Annotated in this window: 16 protein-coding genes and 1 pseudogene; 14 read left to right on the top strand and 3 right to left on the bottom strand. The window is 58.8% G+C overall.

What is annotated here, in order from left to right:
- Positions 1–36: 36 nt before the first annotated feature.
- On the bottom strand, positions 37–273 hold the full coding sequence (locus ACSQ3Z_RS34295) for a zf-TFIIB domain-containing protein (RefSeq protein WP_436175559.1): 237 nt from the start codon (positions 271–273) through the stop codon (positions 37–39).
- 954 nt (positions 274–1,227) lie between these two features.
- Here ACSQ3Z_RS34295 and ACSQ3Z_RS34290 point away from each other — a divergent pair.
- The 8 genes from ACSQ3Z_RS34290 (at position 1,228) to ACSQ3Z_RS34255 (ending at position 10,675) form a co-directional block, all read left to right on the top strand.
- Complete coding sequence (locus ACSQ3Z_RS34290; protein ID WP_436175558.1) at positions 1,228–2,019, top strand: GntR family transcriptional regulator; 792 nt, start codon at positions 1,228–1,230, stop codon at positions 2,017–2,019.
- Between the two features lie 336 nt (positions 2,020–2,355).
- The gene (locus tag ACSQ3Z_RS34285; protein WP_436175557.1) at positions 2,356–3,669 is read left to right on the top strand and encodes an ABC transporter substrate-binding protein; all 1,314 of its coding nucleotides are present in this window, start codon (positions 2,356–2,358) and stop codon (positions 3,667–3,669) included.
- A 134-nt stretch (positions 3,670–3,803) separates the two neighbouring features.
- Positions 3,804–4,631, top strand: a complete 828-nt coding sequence (locus tag ACSQ3Z_RS34280; protein ID WP_436175675.1) for a carbohydrate ABC transporter permease — start codon at positions 3,804–3,806, stop codon at positions 4,629–4,631.
- Entirely contained in the window at positions 4,631–5,458 is an 828-nt protein-coding gene (locus ACSQ3Z_RS34275; protein WP_436175556.1) for a carbohydrate ABC transporter permease, read from the top strand. Before ACSQ3Z_RS34280 ends, ACSQ3Z_RS34275 begins: the two co-directional genes overlap by 1 nt.
- A 14-nt stretch (positions 5,459–5,472) precedes the next feature.
- A complete protein-coding gene (locus tag ACSQ3Z_RS34270) occupies positions 5,473–6,552 on the top strand; it encodes an ABC transporter ATP-binding protein (RefSeq protein ID WP_436175555.1) in 1,080 nt (359 codons plus the stop codon).
- A gap of 69 nt (positions 6,553–6,621) precedes the next feature.
- Complete coding sequence (locus ACSQ3Z_RS34265; RefSeq protein ID WP_436175554.1) at positions 6,622–7,659, top strand: alcohol dehydrogenase catalytic domain-containing protein; 1,038 nt, start codon at positions 6,622–6,624, stop codon at positions 7,657–7,659.
- 23 nt (positions 7,660–7,682) lie between these two features.
- The gene (locus ACSQ3Z_RS34260; RefSeq protein WP_436175553.1) at positions 7,683–9,032 is read left to right on the top strand and encodes an FGGY-family carbohydrate kinase; all 1,350 of its coding nucleotides are present in this window, start codon (positions 7,683–7,685) and stop codon (positions 9,030–9,032) included.
- A 14-nt stretch (positions 9,033–9,046) separates the two neighbouring features.
- The gene (locus ACSQ3Z_RS34255) at positions 9,047–10,675 is read left to right on the top strand and encodes a dihydroxyacetone kinase subunit DhaK (RefSeq protein ID WP_436175552.1); all 1,629 of its coding nucleotides are present in this window, start codon (positions 9,047–9,049) and stop codon (positions 10,673–10,675) included.
- 163 nt (positions 10,676–10,838) lie between these two features.
- Here ACSQ3Z_RS34255 and ACSQ3Z_RS34250 read toward each other — a convergent pair whose 3' ends face one another.
- Positions 10,839–11,714 (bottom strand): class I fructose-bisphosphate aldolase, encoded by an 876-nt coding sequence (locus ACSQ3Z_RS34250; RefSeq protein WP_436175551.1) that lies wholly within the window; start codon positions 11,712–11,714, stop codon positions 10,839–10,841.
- A 316-nt stretch (positions 11,715–12,030) separates the two neighbouring features.
- Between ACSQ3Z_RS34250 and nthA the strand changes: the two genes are divergently transcribed.
- The 4 genes from nthA to ACSQ3Z_RS34230 all read left to right on the top strand — a co-directional run bounded on the left by nthA (position 12,031) and on the right by ACSQ3Z_RS34230 (position 14,788).
- Positions 12,031–12,678, top strand: coding sequence for a nitrile hydratase subunit alpha (gene nthA / locus ACSQ3Z_RS34245; RefSeq protein ID WP_436175550.1), 648 nt, complete (start codon positions 12,031–12,033; stop codon positions 12,676–12,678).
- Complete coding sequence (locus ACSQ3Z_RS34240; RefSeq protein WP_436175549.1) at positions 12,678–13,316, top strand: SH3-like domain-containing protein; 639 nt, start codon at positions 12,678–12,680, stop codon at positions 13,314–13,316. The genes nthA and ACSQ3Z_RS34240 overlap by 1 nt, the downstream gene beginning before the upstream one ends.
- Positions 13,303–13,653 (top strand): hypothetical protein, encoded by a 351-nt coding sequence (locus ACSQ3Z_RS34235; protein WP_436175548.1) that lies wholly within the window; start codon positions 13,303–13,305, stop codon positions 13,651–13,653. The genes ACSQ3Z_RS34240 and ACSQ3Z_RS34235 overlap by 14 nt, the downstream gene beginning before the upstream one ends.
- 451 nt (positions 13,654–14,104) lie before the next feature.
- Complete coding sequence (locus tag ACSQ3Z_RS34230) at positions 14,105–14,788, top strand: isochorismatase family protein (protein WP_436175547.1); 684 nt, start codon at positions 14,105–14,107, stop codon at positions 14,786–14,788.
- A 92-nt stretch (positions 14,789–14,880) separates the two neighbouring features.
- Here ACSQ3Z_RS34230 and ACSQ3Z_RS34225 read toward each other — a convergent pair whose 3' ends face one another.
- Positions 14,881–15,693 carry a 2-keto-4-pentenoate hydratase gene (locus tag ACSQ3Z_RS34225; protein ID WP_436175546.1) on the bottom strand — a complete coding sequence of 271 codons (813 nt, stop codon included), beginning with the start codon at positions 15,691–15,693 and terminating at the stop codon, positions 14,881–14,883.
- A gap of 151 nt (positions 15,694–15,844) precedes the next feature.
- On the opposite strand from ACSQ3Z_RS34225, the pseudogene ACSQ3Z_RS34220 reads away from it, so the two are divergent.
- Together ACSQ3Z_RS34220 and ACSQ3Z_RS34215 are read left to right on the top strand one after the other, a co-directional pair.
- Positions 15,845–16,015: pseudogene (locus ACSQ3Z_RS34220) on the top strand (IS1 family transposase); the annotation flags it as partial.
- Complete coding sequence (locus tag ACSQ3Z_RS34215) at positions 16,015–16,581, top strand: RBBP9/YdeN family alpha/beta hydrolase (RefSeq protein WP_436175545.1); 567 nt, start codon at positions 16,015–16,017, stop codon at positions 16,579–16,581. The pseudogene ACSQ3Z_RS34220 and the gene ACSQ3Z_RS34215, both read left to right, overlap by 1 nt.
- Positions 16,582–16,714: the final 133 nt, after the last annotated feature.

Raw genomic sequence — 16,714 nt, 5'->3', positions numbered from 1 at the left:
CACGACACCGGGCGCCCTGTGCCACGTCGTCAGAGCTCAGTCAAAATCGAAAACTTCTCCCAGAAAAGACTTCCTTTTCTTCTGGTAGGGCTGCTGAGAAGGCTGATTGCGCTGTGGCGTGCCGTAAGGCATGGCTTCGCTCCCGGAGCGCTTAACGATCTTGTCAAGCTCGCCGCGATCCAGCCACACGCCGCGGCATCTCGGGCAATAATCTATCTCTATGCCTTGACGCTCGCTCTTTACCAATTCGGATCCATCGATCGGACACTTCATCGCCATCACCTCCTTTCAGTCATTTAACCCGCTGCCTCGCTGAAGATGGAGGGCAGACGCTTTGACCACAAGGGTTTGGCACATTTTCGAGGCAAGGCAGGATCGCACACGGCTGCGCCGAAGAGCGAAAAGGAGCGGTTGCGCGACGCAGGTCTCATACCACAGGACCGAATGATCCGCCTCAGTATGGCCGCCCAGCAATGCTAACCAAAGCCTGTTTGCCACCCAAGCGGACGTTCCAGGACGGGGCTTGAAGGGCAGCAGAGGGTCAGTTCGAGACTTCCGACCCACCGGATTGAATATCTGCATTCTCGCGCGTTCCTACCAGAACCGGTCGGGCCGCTACCGGCCCTTAACGGCCTTTCCGGGCCTCGATAATCGCGCGCCGTTTAATTAGCCACAATGTTAGCATCGATTGTCCGCCGGCAAAGGTTGGCTCTTGACGCGAATTGGTCAATCTTGGGCGCGAAAAATCGGCAGCTTTGCGCCTCTCAGCGGCCATTGAGGGTGCCTTTGGCGCTTCCTGAAAGCCGACTTCCTGCCCAAACGACCACGCTGGCAGATGTGTTTGCGCATAGGCTGGCGTTTCGCCCCGATGATCCATGCGTATGAGAAGACCGTGATTCCAAACCGGGCTGCTGCGGTTGCATCGTCGTGCGGACTCTCATGCTCCGACGGCAAAGTGACATTTGGCAGAACTCACAGAGCACTGTTAGCTCTAGCCAGGCCTGGCTGGCACCGACATGCGTGGCGCCAGGTTTCCGACAGAGGCCCGACCTTCACTTTGCGCTTCCATACCCGGCGGGACGGGTGGCATGGGAAATGCCTTCCCACTTGCCTGGGGCTATTGTACGTACTCAACTGACGGGCCGTACACGTTAAGAAAGCCGGGTTGCCTTGACGCAACAACGATTTGCTCAACCCTCCAGCCCTCGTACAAGATGAGGATCGGAAATGGAACAGACGAAGCAGCTGGAACAGTCTATTGACCGGGTTTCCCCTGAGCCGTTTTACGCACAGCTGTCTAGGCTAATAGAGGAAGCTATCGACCGGGGGGAGTATGGGCCTGGCGATCGCATTCCGACCGAAAGCGAACTGTGCCGAACTTACAACCTTGCGCGATCGACAGTCAGGGATGCGCTGCGGAGCCTTGAGGACAAAAACAAGATACGTGTCATTCCCCGTCGGGGTGCCTTCGTAGTCAACTCGAAGGACAAGGGCGCGGGGTGGGTCCTTCAAGTGGCAGACGGCTTCTTTGAGGGCGAGGTTGATCATGACCGCCGGAATGTTGAAACGGAGGTCTTGGAAGCAACGACCACGGCGTTCTCTGGAGCTGCAGCCCGTGCATTGGGAATGCAGGACGGAGAAAAGGGCTTCCTGCTGCGTCGCCTGCGAAGGCTAGATGGCAAGGTTGCCCTTCTCTCAGTCAACTACCTGCTTCCGGAACTCAAGGATATCGTCCTCCAAAGCGATGTTATGCAGCGACGCGGCTCGCTCAACCGTATTCTTAAGGGAAGCGGCTATCGGATCTATGGTGCGAGACGCACCGTCGAAGCCGTTTCCGCGTCGGAAGAGCTATCTGTGTTTCTCGACGTGCAGCCAGGGTCACCTCTTCTGCTCGTGACGTCCATATCTTGGGGCGAGGACATGAAGCCCTTTGACTACTATACGTCATGGGTGCGCACCGATGTGGTGCGTGTAACCGTCGTCGCGTCGGCCGATCCGACAAGCCTTCAACGACCCTAAAACTATCCAATACAACTCCCGGCTGGAACATTACCGCTTGATTCCGCCGGCCTCCTGTGGCACGGTCTGTACGTACAAGAGGGACAGGTTGGACAAACCCGTTAAGAGTTTGCGAGGCTGTCCCTATGTCGGGAGGAATAATCGTGCTGGCAAAATCTGAACGGGACCTCTGCATCAAGCCCTGGTTGGTAATCCCTGACTAGCGCTGCCCACCGAGCCTCCAAGCACCAGACTTGAAATGTAGCGACCGCGCCGAACATGCGCGCGCATTTGACTGCCGCCTCCAAGCGGCTCGCCATTCACCTTGGAACCCAAAAAGATCAACAGGAGGATGTAATGAACTTGAAGAGACTACTATTCTCATCTGGCCTTGCTCTCGTGTCCCTCACAGGGATTGTCCGGGCCGAGACCACTCTGACGATCGCGACCGTCAATAACCCTGACATGGTCGTCATGCAGAAGTACTCGGCCGAGTATGAGAAGGAGGCCGGTGTCAAATTGAACTGGCTGGTGCTGGATGAGAACACCTTACGCCAGCGAGTGACAACAGACATCGCCACCAAGGGCGGCCAGTTCGATATCGTCACGATCGGCCTGTACGAGACGCCAATCTGGGGCAAGCAGGGCTGGCTGGTCCCGTTCGACAATCTGCCTGCTTCCTACGACGTCGATGATATTCTGCCGACGGTCCGTGATGCACTGTCCTATGACGGCCACCTCTACTCGGTTCCCTTCTATGCCGAGAGCGCGATGACCTTCTACCGAAAGGATTTGTTCGAGAAAGCCGGGCTGACCATGCCGGAACACCCGACATGGACCCAGATCGAGGAATTCGCCTCGAAGCTGGATGATAAGTCCAACGGCTTCAGCGGCATCTGCATCCGGGGCCTGCCCGGCTGGGGCGAGAACATGGCTCTCTTGGGCCTGGTAGGCAACGTCTTCGGCGGGGTGCAGTTCAACATGGATTGGACTTCCGCGGTTAACAGCGAGGCGTGGAACAAAGCGATCAGCTTCTATGTCGACCTCGCGAACAAGTATGGTCCCCAAGGCGTGGTCGGCAACGGGTTCAATGAGAATCTGAATCTCCTCGCCGAAGGCAAGTGCGCAATGTGGAACGACGCCACGGTTGCCGCTGGACTGCTCTTCGACCCGAAGCGTTCAAAAGTTTCGGATAAGCTCGGCTTCGCCCAGAACCCGGTCGAGACCTGGGACAAGGGCGGTGCGTGGCTCTGGGCCTGGGCCTTGGGCATTCCTTCGTCGTCCCAGCATGCCGATGAAGCCAAGAAGTTCATCGAATGGGCGACATCCAAAGAGTACATCAACATGATCGGCGACAAGGAAGGCTGGGTGACCATCCCCCCGGGCACCCGTAAGTCGACCTATGAGAATCCCAAGTATCTCGCGGCGGCCCCGTTTGCAAAACCGACGCTGGACGCGATCGAAAGCGCCAGCCTGACCGACAACACCGCTGTGCCGAAGCCCTACGTCGGGATCAACTTCCCCATCATTCCCGAAATGCAGGCCATCAACAACTTCCTCGGCCAGCAGATCGCGGCTGCTTTGACTGGAAGGATGTCCGTCAAGGATGCCCTCGACGCGGCAGCGGCCAACTCTGACAAGATCATGAAGAAGGCCGGCTATATCAAGTAAGCCGGGATGAATTCCTGCGCCTCGGCTGGCTCGGGGCGCAGGTCCGCACACGGGAGGTCAAGTTGACAGCATCGACTGATACAGTTCAGCGGCGAACCAAGGCGCGGCCAACTCTTCGGGTCAAGACCTGGCCGCTGTTGCTGCCGTCGGTGGCAATCCTTGCGGTCTGGGCATTCGTGCCCTTGGTGCTGACCCTCTGGTATTCCTTCCAGAATTATAACTTGCAGGTGCCGCCGCCGGAATTTGGCGGTCTAGTCAACTACGAGTACCTGTTCACCGATCCCGACTTGCCGGTCGTCGTGTTGAACACGCTCATCTTGGTGTTCGTTCCGCTGGTCATCACGCTCGTCCTGGGATGCGCTTTCGCGGTTCTTTATGACGGGCCGTTCCCAGGCCGTTCGATTGCTCGCCTCCTTGTCATCACGCCATTCTTCGTGATGCCGACCGTCGCTGCACTAGTATGGAAGAACCTGCTCCTGCACCCTGTCTGGGGGTTCATTTCCTGGATGATGCGGCTCGTCGGCCTGCAACCGATCGACTGGTTTTCCAGCTATCCGATGGCAGCCATCATCATCATCGTTTCCTGGGCGTGGACACCCTTTGCCACGTTGATTCTGCTGACCGCGCTGCAATCGCTCGACCGCGAGCAAATCGAGGCGGCCAAGATGGACGGCGCCAAGGCGATTGCCCGGTTTATCCACGTTGTCCTGCCGCACCTGTATCGGCCCATTGCGGTGCTGATCATGCTGGAAACGATTTTTTTGCTGAGCACCTATGCTGAAATCTATGTCACCACCATGGGCGGGCCCGGATCAGCCACGACCAACATACCCTTCTACATCTTCTCACGCGCGCTCCAGGGTTTCGATGTGGGGTTAGCGTCTGCCGCAGGCGTCTTTGCCATCCTGATTGCCAACATCGTCGCTTTCTTCTTCGTCCGCGTCATGTCGGAGCAATTGTGATGCAGCGCAAATCGTTGAAAACACAGGATATGGCGAGAACAATTGCAGGTTGGCTGGCAGGGATCGTCATGGCTTTCCCGGTGTTCTGGATGATGCTGGCCGCTTTCAAGACCGAACAGGACGCGGCGGCGATCCCGCCCTTGCTGTTCTTCCACCCGACTCTCGAGAATTTCATTGAGATGAATGATCGCGTGGGCTATCTGCGCCATGCTTGGAACAGCATAGCGGTCTCGGTGGCTTCCACCGTGATTGCCATCGTTTTGGCTACGCCAGCGGCGTATGTGATGGCCTTCTATCCGACCAAGCGCACCCGGGCCATCATGCTTTGGATGCTCTCGGTGCGCTTTATGCCGGCCGTCGGCGTCCTTATCCCGATTTACCTGTTGCTGGTCCAATTCGGCCTGATCGATACCCGGATTGCGTTGGTCATCATCACGTGCCTGAGCAACCTGCCATTGATCGTCTGGATGCTCTTCTCTTATTTCAAGGAGGTTCCAGTCGAGATCCTGGAGGCGGGCCGAATGGATGGAGCCCGTCCGCTGACCCAGATGCGATATCTCCTGATACCGCTCACGGCGCCCGGCATTTCGTCGACCGCCCTTTTGGGGATGATCCTTGCCTGGAACGAATCCTTCTGGAGCATCAACATCACCGCGACCCAGGCGGGAACCCTTGCCCTCGCGATCGCGTCCTTTGCCAATTCCGAAGGGCAGTTTTGGGCAAAACTGTCGGCCGCTTCCATTGCCTCGGTCGCCCCCATCCTGATCTTCGGCTGGATCACCCAGCGCCAGCTCGTGCGCGGCCTGACATTCGGCGCTGTGAAGTAACATAGGAACCATTCATGTCCACGCTCAAACTCTCGAACATTCACAAGGATTACGGCGCCGTCCACATCATCAACGACGTCAGCCTCGAGGTTGCGGACCGTGAATTCGTCGTGCTGGTGGGGCCTTCCGGCTGCGGAAAGTCTACCCTGCTGCGGATGATCGCTGGTCTCGAGGAAATTACGTCCGGTGAACTCACGATCGATGGCGAGGTGATGAACGACGTCTCGGCCGACGCCCGTGGGCTTGCAATGGTATTCCAGAGTTATGCCCTCTATCCGCACATGACCGTCGCCGACAACATGGGCTTCGCTCTTAAACTGGCTGGCGTGCCAGTGGCCGAACGTAACCGCAAAGTGCAGGAAGCTGCGCGAACCCTGCAACTTGAGCAGCTGCTTGACCGCAAGCCCAAGCAGCTGTCGGGCGGCCAGCGCCAGCGGGTTGCCATCGGACGGGCGATCGTGCGCGAGCCGAAGATTTTCCTGTTCGATGAGCCCCTTTCCAATCTTGACGCGGCGCTCAGGGTCCAAATGAGAATCGAGCTGGCCGAATTGCACCGCAAGCTCAAGGCGACAATGATCTATGTCACCCATGACCAGGTCGAAGCGATGACGATGGCAGACCGCATTGTTGTCCTGCGGCTAGGGGTCATCGAACAGATCGGAACACCGCTCGATCTTTACAATAATCCCGCAAACACGTTCGTGGCAGGCTTCATCGGCTCGCCGAAAATGAATCTGATTGACGCTCGCGTCGCTGAAGTCGGGCCTGGCGGCGTAAGATTGTTCTTAAGCGGCGGATCTCACATCATCGTCCCGCTCCAGCCGAACCTGGTGCAAGGCGACAGCCTGACGGTGGGTCTTCGCCCCGAAATGATCGAGATCAATGATAGCGGCACCATGTCCGGTGTCGTCGATGTGGTTGAGCACCTCGGCAGCGAGACGCTTTGCTACGTGAACCTGGGAACCGGCAAGCTGATCACTGTGAAGCTCGACGCGTTGACCAAGGTCTCCGTCAGTGATGCGGTTCATCTGGGTGTCGCCAGGGCCGGTCGCCCGCTCCTGTTTGGTGAAAACGGCCTCCGACTAGAGGCGTGAGCACGGTCGGTCTACCGCCCCGGATGGGGCTAATGCGCAGGCGAGTCAGACCTCCGCATGCCGATGGCAATGATTGAACGCGAGAAGCTTAAGGGAATTCGCCAAATGGCAAGCGGCATGAGAGCAGTTCTGATCACCGACGATCACAAGGTGAGCGTGGTCGAACGCGATGTCCCGGCGATCAGCGCGGACGAAATCCTCGTCAAGCCGACCCGCTGCGGAATATGCGGCACCGACCTGCACATCCTCCACCACGGTTTTGTTGGGACGCACTACCCGGTCACGCCGGGCCATGAGTTTGCCGGCCACGTGACGGCCGTGGGCAGGAACGTCAAAGGCCTTAAGGAAGGGGACTTCGTCGCCGTCGATCCCAACGTGGTTTGTGGAAATTGCCGGTGGTGCAAGGCGGGCCGTCCGAACCTTTGCATTCATCTCACCCCAATTGGCGTCGGCCGCCCTGGCGCAGCCGCTGAATTCGTCGCTGTTCCTGCGCGCAATGCAATGGGTGTCAAAGAAAATGTCGGCGACGGGGCAGCCGCCCTGATCGAACCGCTTGCCTGTGCCCTGCACGCGGTGGAATCGTCGCGCAGGGTCAGGGGCCGCAACATCCTGGTCATTGGCGGCGGCACCATGGGCATGCTGATTGCGCTTGCCTCGAAGGCGCAAGGTGCGGGGTCGGTGGCAATTTGTGATCCGGCACAGGCCAAACTCGAGATCGCAAAGCGCATCGGAATCACTGAGGCGCGCTTGCCCTCCGGTTTCCGCGGCGATCTGTTCGACATCGTTTTCGAAGCTGCCGGCGTTCAGCCCGCCTTGCAGCAGGCAATGGAACATCTGGAAAAGACCGGAACCCTGGTGCAGGTCGGCGTCCACGACGCTGACAAAACCGCGCCCTTCAACCCCTTTCTTCTGTACGAACGCGAACAGACCTTCGTCGGGTCCAACTCGTGTGCGGAGCAATTCGCCCAGGCAGTCGATTTCATCCAGGATATCAGTGGCGAAGCCGAGGTGCTGGTTGGCCAGACCTTCGATGTTTGGGATTTCGAGCCCGCTGTCAAAAGCATGGGCGAAGGGACCTCAGTGAAGACCCAGCTAAGTTTCCGCTGATCTCAGACCTTCAGACTCTGTGAATGGACATGCTTGTTTGCGGTATCGACATCGGAAGCACCAACCTCAAGGTGGCGCTCTTCGACGAGTCCAACAGGCTTGTCTGGCTGCGCACCGAGCCAACGCCGCGAGTGAGGGACGCGGTTGGTCTGGTGACCGACGCCGCCGATCTCGTCACTGTCATCGAGCGAATGCTCGTGTGTGGCTGGGCGGAACTCGGCCGCGGGAAGCCATTGGTGGCAATCTCGTCCGCCGGCATTGGTGAGGATGGGTTGTATGTTGATACGACGCTGAACCCACTCGGCTCCGCCATCCCCTGGTTTGACTTGCGAGCAACAGCTGAAGCCAAGGAGCTGGCGGGGAATGCAGCCGCCACGCCACTTTCGGGGATCTCCATAGACCCGACACGCACGGCGGCGAAATGGCTTTGGTCGGCTCGGAATTTACCGCACCAGGCCATTGCGGCGTCGTACTGGATATCGCTGACCGACTATCCCTTGGCTGCGTGGGCAGGGGTACCATTCATGAGCGATACGCTCGCGTCACGAACCGGTTGCTTTGATCCGTCGGCCAGGGAATGGATTGCGCCCTTGCTGACCGCCAGCCGTGCCCCCGTCTTGCCCCAGGTCGTCAGCGCAGGCACCGCCGTGGGGACGGTCCGGAGTTCGGTGTTACTCGACAGTGGTGCCGCCGACCAGCAAACCCTTCTCGTTGCGGGCGGTCATGATCATCCGGTTGCTGCCCATGCAATCCACCAGCTGGCAGCGAACGCCCGGGTCGATTCATTGGGAACGGCCAACGTGATCTACGGCGACGCTCCAGCGCTGACTTGGGACGCTTTCGATTCCAAGATCGCGTTCATGCCATCGATCGAAGGGGTGGGGAAACTCGCCTGCCTTGGTGTTTTTGAGTTCACCGCGGCGGTCAACCGCTTTCCTGGTGGCATGGAGGCGATCCGTCGCGTGATGGCACTTGAGATGCTCCCCGGTAATCCGGGTACGGGGGCCGGTGATCGCATGTCGACGGAGCGTCAACTGCTCGAGTGGGCCACTATGAATGCCCGCCTCATGCTGGAACGGCTTGACGCCTTCGGCGTGCCGCAAGGTCCGGTCTACGCCACCGGCGGCTGGAGCCGCTCCCGTGCGTTGCTGGAGTTGCGCGCAAGCGTGTTTGGTCAACCGGTGCACGCCCCTCAGGAGAAAGAACTATCCGTCCTGGGTGCCGCAATCTTCGCGGCGGCGGCCGCCGGACATAGGACCAGCCTCGATACGCCTGTGGCGGTCATTTACCCAAACGAACGGTGGCAGCCACATTACGCCGAGGCGTTCGAGCGTTTCGTGGCAACAGACGCGGGCGGGGAGCGGCCGCTTTGAACAGGGAGAAGATTATGGCTCAATTTCTGAACGGCCGCGAAACCATCGTTACGGAAGCCATCGATGGGCTTGTGGGCATTTCAAACGGCCGGTTGGCGCGGCTGGACGGCTATCCTCACATCAAGGTCGTCGTAAGGGCAGATTGGGATCGCAGGAAAGTCGCCATAGTTTCCGGTGGTGGCTCGGGTCATGAGCCGAGCCACGCGGGATTTGTGGGCAAAGGTATGCTCACTGCGGCGATCTGCGGCGACATCTTCGCCTCGCCGTCCGTTGACGCAGTCTTGGCGGGTATTCTGGCGGTGACCGGGGACGCCGGCTGCTTGCTTGTGGTCAAAAACTACACCGGCGACCGACTGAACTTCGGCCTGGCGGCCGAGCGCGCCCGTACTCTGGGTAAGAATGTGAGTATGGTCATTGTGGCCGACGACATTGCGCTGCCGGATATCCCGCAACCACGCGGCCTCGCTGGTACCCTTTTCGTCCACAAGATCGCTGGCGCGGCCGCCGAAAATGGTGCGGACCTTCAGGCCGTGACCGCCATAGCGAAGCGGGTCATTTCCGGTACGCGCAGTATTGCCATCGCGCTTGACACCTGCACCGTCCCTGGATCACCGAGGGAGGAACGCATTGCCGTCGGCAAAGCAGAGCTGGGCCTCGGGATCCACGGCGAGCCAGGCGTTGAGCTGGTTGACTTCGCCGGGGCACGGGGCGCTGTAGCGCTTGTTGTTGCCAAGCTTGGCAAAGCCATGGGACCGGGTCCGCACGTTGCCCTGCTGAACAATCTCGGTGGTACGTCCGCTCTGGAAATGGCCGTTTTGACGAATGAGCTGGCTCGCTCGGGCATCGCCGCGAGCATCAGTCATCTTATCGGCCCGGCCGGCATGATGACCGCACTCGACATGCGCGGTTTTTCACTGTCGGTTTACCCGGCCTCGGCGGCCGATCTTGCCGCGATCACCTCATACGTCCAGGTTCCGGCGTGGCCGGGACTCTCAAAGTTTGGCGTGCCCCAGATGATCCCTATGCCGGTCGGGATTGCGCCGAAGGCACGCGTGCCATCAGCGAACGCCCAGGTACGCAAGCTAGTTCTGGGTATCTGCGCAACACTGTTGGCTGCTGCGTCTGATCTCAATGCATTGGACGCAAAGTCCGGAGACGGCGATACTGGGTCGACGCTGGCCGGTGCGGCGCGAGCCCTTCGCGATCAGGTCGATGAACTGCCCCTGAACGACACTCCAGCGTTGTATCGCTCCATCAGCCAGTTGCTTAGCCAAACCATAGGCGGATCGTCGGGTGTTCTGCTGGCCATTTTCTTCTCGGCAGCGGGGGAAGCAGCCAGCGGTGGTGCCCAACTGCCGGAATCTCTTCGTGCCGGCCTGGAGCGCTTGCAGCAAATCGGCGGCGCCCGGATCGGTGACAGGACAATGGTCGATGCGCTTGCGCCGGCTCTCGACGAATTGACGCTGGGCCTTCCGGCCGCGGCAGCCGCCGCACGTGAAGGAGCGAACCTCACCGCTGCGATGACGCAGGCTCGATCGGGCAGGGCGTCTTATGTGACTGGGGGGCAACTGGTCGGCCATATTGACCCAGGCGCTGAAGCTGTGGCGCTTTTGTTTGAGTCCCTTGCCAGCCAACAAATTTGAAATGTTGTCCATGTCTGCACTGGAAGGCCGATGCCCGTTACAGGGGCTGTCATTCAAGAGAGACTAGAAGGCGACTCTTGTCTCCTAAATGCATTTGGCGGAAGGGCCGTCCTTCCGCCAAATGTCTCCGCCAATTGCTTCCGAAGGGAGGAGGTATCGAAAGTCAGTCGGGGAACTTGACGCTCCGGGTAATCTTGGCGATTTCCGCCAACGTCTGCTCGCCTTCACGTCGGTCACGTTGCCAGATATTGCGGCCGACAATCACGCCTCGCGCGCCGGCGCGGATTGTCTGTGCAACGGCATCAATCGTTTCGCTTGGAGGACCTGACAGGGGGCCGCCCGCGATCACCAGCGGGACCTTGAGTTCATCCACCAGGCGTTTCGTGCGTTCCTCGCCGGGGAAAGCGATCTTGATTATATGCGCGCCGAGGTCATAGGCGATCCGCGCCACCTTTTCTTCCTGGTCGATCACATCCTCGGAGCGAGGAGCCCCGATGACCACCGGCTCGAGCACGAGAGGAATGTTCCAGTGATCGCATGCGGTGACGACCTTGCCAACTCGGGTGCACATAGCCACGCGCTCGGCGTTGGACATGTTCCACGGGAATAGCATCTTGACGGCGTCGACCCCCATCCGCACAGCTTCTTCAACCGTTGTAATCAAACCATGCGATCCGCCGTCCAGGACGCGGAAATCGTAGTAGGTGTCGATGGTGAGAACGCGGGTGAGGTGGGGTTTTGCAGCAAAAAACTTCTCAGTTTGCTTCACTTGCCCCGGGGTCATCATGAAGCCGGTCACATCCTGATCGGCCCATGCGGCAAAGGGTGCTGATGGTGTTTCCAGACCTGCAATCCGGTCGAATATCAGACCGTGGTCAACGGGCATTATGATCGCCACGCGATCACTGGGTAATATCCGTCGCAGACGATATTCCATCGACATATGTTTCGTCCCTATCGTTTCTTGGCGTTTGAGAAGATCGAGAATGTTGGAAGAAATTTGACCGGTCTGTCCCTGTTGTACGGACAATACGAACATAAGGTGCCTTCTGGCCTTTTGAATGTCAAGGCGAGTCCGCCCCCGTGTTCATAAAAGTGGTGTGATGCAGCTGGCTAGATCGAGCGAGCCCAAGCCTTTCGCCCGGTACGCGATCGGTCCGGTCGCCGCTTGCAGGGGGCCCAAACTGCACGATATCGCCTTCGATCTCGAAGCTGACGTAGGGTCAGAAAGTCAATGACTCGAGTGCACTGCTCCAATAGTCTGGTCATTGATGGTCAGCGGGGAGCTAGCCACGCAACCCTTAGGGTCCACCCAGCGCGGTGCGAAGCGAGAATGATACTCAGGGAGGGCATCAGTGAGCTCATACGATTCCGACAAGGTTGCCAAACTTCATCGCGAATTGCACAGCCATCTTCCGCCTGAACCGGCTCTTCGCCTGAAAGCACTGGAGACGGTACTGGTCGAGAAAGGCTTTCTAGCGGCCGACGCCGTGGACAAGTGGCTCGACGACTACTCGGAAAACGTAGGTCCGATGAATGGAGCCAAGGTCATCGCGCGGGCGTGGACTGACCCCGAGTTCGCCGAACGGCTCGCGAAACATGCGGCCGAGGCGTTTTCGGAAATCGTCCCAAGCGTCGACAAGGATTATCCCCTTGTCGCAGTGTTCAACACGCCTGATATCCACAACGTTGTCGTTTGTACCTTGTGTTCCTGCTATCCACTTGGAATCTTGGGAATGTCTCCATCTTGGTACAAGTCGACCGAGTACCGGGCGCGAGCGGTCCGCGATCCGCGTGGCGTTCTCGCTGAATTCGGAACCGACCTGCCGGAAAAGGTTGAGGTCAAGGTGTGGGATTCGACCTCAGACCGCCGCTACATGGTGGTTCCAGAGCGTCCGGAGGGGACGGACGGCTGGACCGAAGAGGACCTCGCCGGCCTCGTAACGCGCAATGCAATGATCGGGACGACGAGGGACCTGTCGCCAAAACAGGAGGCGCGGTGATGGATACGGTACACGACCTCGGCGGCAGGCAAGGGTTCAGACCGATCCCGAACGTCGCAGAAGATGACTCGGCTCTGTTTTCCGATGAATGGAAGGCGCGCACATGGGCGATCGCCATGATGTCGATGAAAAAGCTGTCGACGGATCGCACGGGATGGACGCTCGATTGGTATCGCCACGTCCTGGAAAGGCTTCCCCCGGACGCCTACCTCGGCCTCGACTATTTCGAGAAATGGATTCTGGCCATGATGGTCACGTCTGTGGATGAAGGCGTCGCGGGCGTTCAGGAGTTCTTCGATGGCAGGGCCTCAAGTCGAACCTTCGAATACGAGTCGCCCAGGCCTACGGTGGAGGGCCCGGCCACAGAGGCAAGGTTCAAAGCTGGCGACAAGGTTGTGGCACGGCGCGACATCGCCACAATGCACACGCGGCTGACGGGGTATGTCCGCGGCCGGCCCGGGGTTGTCGACAGCGTGATCAGACCACAGCCTTTGCCCGACGAGAAAGCTGTCGGCACGATACGGCGCGAGCAGACATACGTTGTGCGGTTTCGCATGTCGGATCTTTGGCCTGAAGCCGGCGGCAGCGCAGACAGCCTGCAGATTGACATGTGGGACAGCTATCTTGAGCCGGCCTGAGATTGCCCGTGGCGCCCGGCGCCATCGCGATGGCGAGCCGGTCTTCTCCGAGCAATGGCACGCTCAGGTTATTGCGTTGGTCGAGCTGCTCATCGCCGACGGAAAGATTGAAGCAGAGGATTGGTCTCAGACCCTGGGCGCCGAGCTTGATCGACGGGTGACCGATACTGCCATGGACACCGACGCGATCTATTACAGCGCCTTTCTGAGCGCTTTGGAGCAGATACTGGACAGGAGTCGGTTCGCGCTACAGGCCGAGGTGGACAGACGCGAACAGGACTGGCGACACGCCTATCTGAATACACCGCATGGCAAGCCAGTGGCTCTGGCAGATTAGTCAGCAGACCTACACCCGGCGTCCCCTTGGGTCGTGAGCTGATTGGCTGCTTTTGCCAACTGGATGCTTGAAAGCTGCCGATCTGCTTACGGCCCCTCAGCGGCCTTTCCGCACCTCAATCATCGCTCGCCGTTTAATTGGCCACAATGTCAGCATGGATCGTCCACCGGATAAGGTCGCCTTTGACCGAGGCCGACATACGTCTTCCACGGTGCGAAAGGCAGCTTCGCGCCGCATGTTCGTCATTGAGGTCTCCTGCGTTGTTGCCCGAAAGCAGACATTCGGCTTAGGCGGAATCATTTCCGGTTTTGACCCCAAAGCGACTTAGTTTCGAACGGAGCGCGCGCTCTGCGAACCGCGCCATGCTGTTCAGTGACCGACCCTTATCCGCGGGCCCAAACTTTGATATGCGTGAAGGCGGTTAGCCCGCCATCAGTCAGGCACGCACCCCATGCATAAAGCTAGAATCCTGAACGAGGTTCGCGAACGAGTTGGACGCAACCGTGGCGGCATCGCGGTATTCGACAGCCTGAGTCCGCGTCACACGGCGCACATTGTCGTTGATCTGCAAAACGGCTTCATGGACTACGGTCAGGTGGCGGAAGTGCCTATGGCCCGCACAATAGTACCAAATGTCAACCGTATCAGCGCTGCCCTGCGCGCCGCAGGCGGGATTGTAGTCTATACGCAGCATACGGCAGATGCCGAGGCGATCCACGCTTGGCCGGTCTTTTTTGAGCACTTCTGCGGACCCGAACGTCGGGCCCGGCTTGTAGAGGCATTCACTCCTGGGAACGCCGGTCACGCCCTCTGGTCGGAATTGGAGGTGGCCCAAGAGGATCTGGTTCTTATGAAGCGTCGCTTCGGCGCCTTCGTTCCGGGTTCATCGGATCTACACGCCCGCCTTCAGGAACGCGGCGTCGATACGCTCATCATCTCCGGAACCCTATCGCAGGTCTGCTGCGAGTCCACTGCAAGAGATGCTATGATGATGAATTACAAGGTGTTCTTCATCTCGGATGCTTGCGCGACATTATCCGACGCGGAACAGGAAGGGACGCTATCGGCTATGGCGTACGTATTTTGCGACGTGCGGGACACCCAATCTTTGCTGGGCCTGATCGAGGCAGTCTGACTTCCGCTTTTGGCGCAATGTCGACTTTCGCCTATCGGCTTGGCTTTGATGCCGGCCTTCCTGACGGCCGGTTGGCCTCTGCGCGCCGCCGACTAAGTAAGCCGAACCTCAATGTCTCCAAAGTGGGCGCCCTTGACGCTAGCCCTCCACAATTCGCTAGACACGGCGGGTAGCGCTTGCGTGAGCGTGCCTGTCGTAACAACTTCACCCGCGACTAGTGGCTCGCCTCCATAGAGCTCGAGTTGTCGTACAAGATGCCCCAGCGCCTTGATCGGGCTGCCGAGGACCTGAGCACCGCCTCCCATCGCGTACGCCCCTGTCGCTTCTGAAAGTGTGACCGAAAAAGATTCAAGCTCATCGGCCCAATGTTTTCGAGTTTCGCCGATAGGATGTCGCACGCCTAGCAGCAGTGCAACATGCACGCCGGTGGCTGCCGCATCGGATACCTTGAATCGCCAATCCGGGAAGATCGAGGTGCAGATCTCAAAGTCGAGGGCCGCCCATTCGATGCAATGCAGAAGATCGATATCCTCCATGCTCGGATCGGGTGCCTCACTTAGTCCCAGAGCGACCTCCGTCTCCATGCGGACGTTTGGCCAACCGCCAATCGAAAAGGTGCTTCCCGGCGTCAAGTCGATAGTTGTTGCGTCATAGAGATAATTCCAAATCGGACCCGAAATGCCGTAGCCGGCCCATGCGGCAGCGTTGGTAAAGCCAATCTTCCGACCGACAACGCGCTCACCCCGAGCCTCCCGTCGCCGTCGGATCTCGTTGACGATCCGATACGAATCCTCAAGGCCAAATCCTGGAAATCGCTCTGAGAAAGGAGGCACCTCACGGGGTGCGGCCATTGTATCGAACACCTCATCAGCAATCTTGGCCAACGTCTCGTCGGATACACTCATGAAGCCACTGTGCACTCATTTCGATCAAGCGACAACGGTCTCAGGTAGTGGGTCAGTTTGAAATCTAGGCCGGAAGGAATATGCCCGATTGCATCCCGCCCGCCTAGAAATATGCAAACGTGCATGCCATCTTCAGACCATGACCGATAAGCACAACTTCGTTCGCATTCATGCTTCTCTGCGCATGACCCCGGCGATGGCTGCTGGCGTCACTGACAAGCTTTGGGAGATAGCGGACATCGTTGCGCTGATCGAGGCGAAGGAAGCCGAGAAGCCGATGGTACGCGGTCCCTACAAGAGGATTCGTGCCGGAGCACTCTGATGCGCGACCTTCGCGACTTCGACATTCTGATTTTGCCCGGCTGGCACAATTCGGAGCCCGGCCATTGGCAGTCGGAATGGCAGGCTACTTTTCCAAACGTGACCAGAGTAGAGCAAGATGATTGGGAAACACCGGTCTATTCGGATTGGGCGGCAACTCTGGCCGAAGCGGTCGCTGCCGCCGACAAACCGATACTCTTCATAACGCACAGTCTAGGAACAGCTCTGGTCATGCGTTGGGCCCAACAAGGAGATACTAAGCGAATTGCTGGTGCTTTCTTCGTTGCGGCTTCTGACCGGGATCGCTTTGATAACCAGCCCGACTCCCCGATCCGGGGTTTCGCGCCGATGTTGACTGACCCGCTACCATTCCCTTCAATGCTGCTAGCAAGCCGCAATGATCCGAGGGTCACTTTCGAGCGTGCGAAATTTTTTGCCGACGCTTGGGGTTCTACCTTCGTAGACGCGGGCGAACTTGGGCACATGGATACCGAACTCGGCATCTGGCCACAGGGGCTTGTGTGGCTGGGTCAATTTATAGGCACACTGCCCAAACATTCAAACTGACCCACTACCCGGTCTCAGGTCATGAGTGTGGGGTGTCCCGCCGAAGAACACGCTCCTATCCTTCGTTAGTGGAGCAAGGCAGTCTGCGATATCACGCGAGGGCTCGGTCTTCTAGGCCCATCATCTCGGGAGC

The organism is Mesorhizobium sp. LjNodule214 (genome assembly GCF_964252735.1).
Taxonomy (GTDB): domain Bacteria; phylum Pseudomonadota; class Alphaproteobacteria; order Rhizobiales; family Rhizobiaceae; genus Mesorhizobium.
The sequence above is the reverse complement of the archived record's forward strand: the minus strand, read 5'-3'. Positions and strand labels throughout refer to the sequence as shown.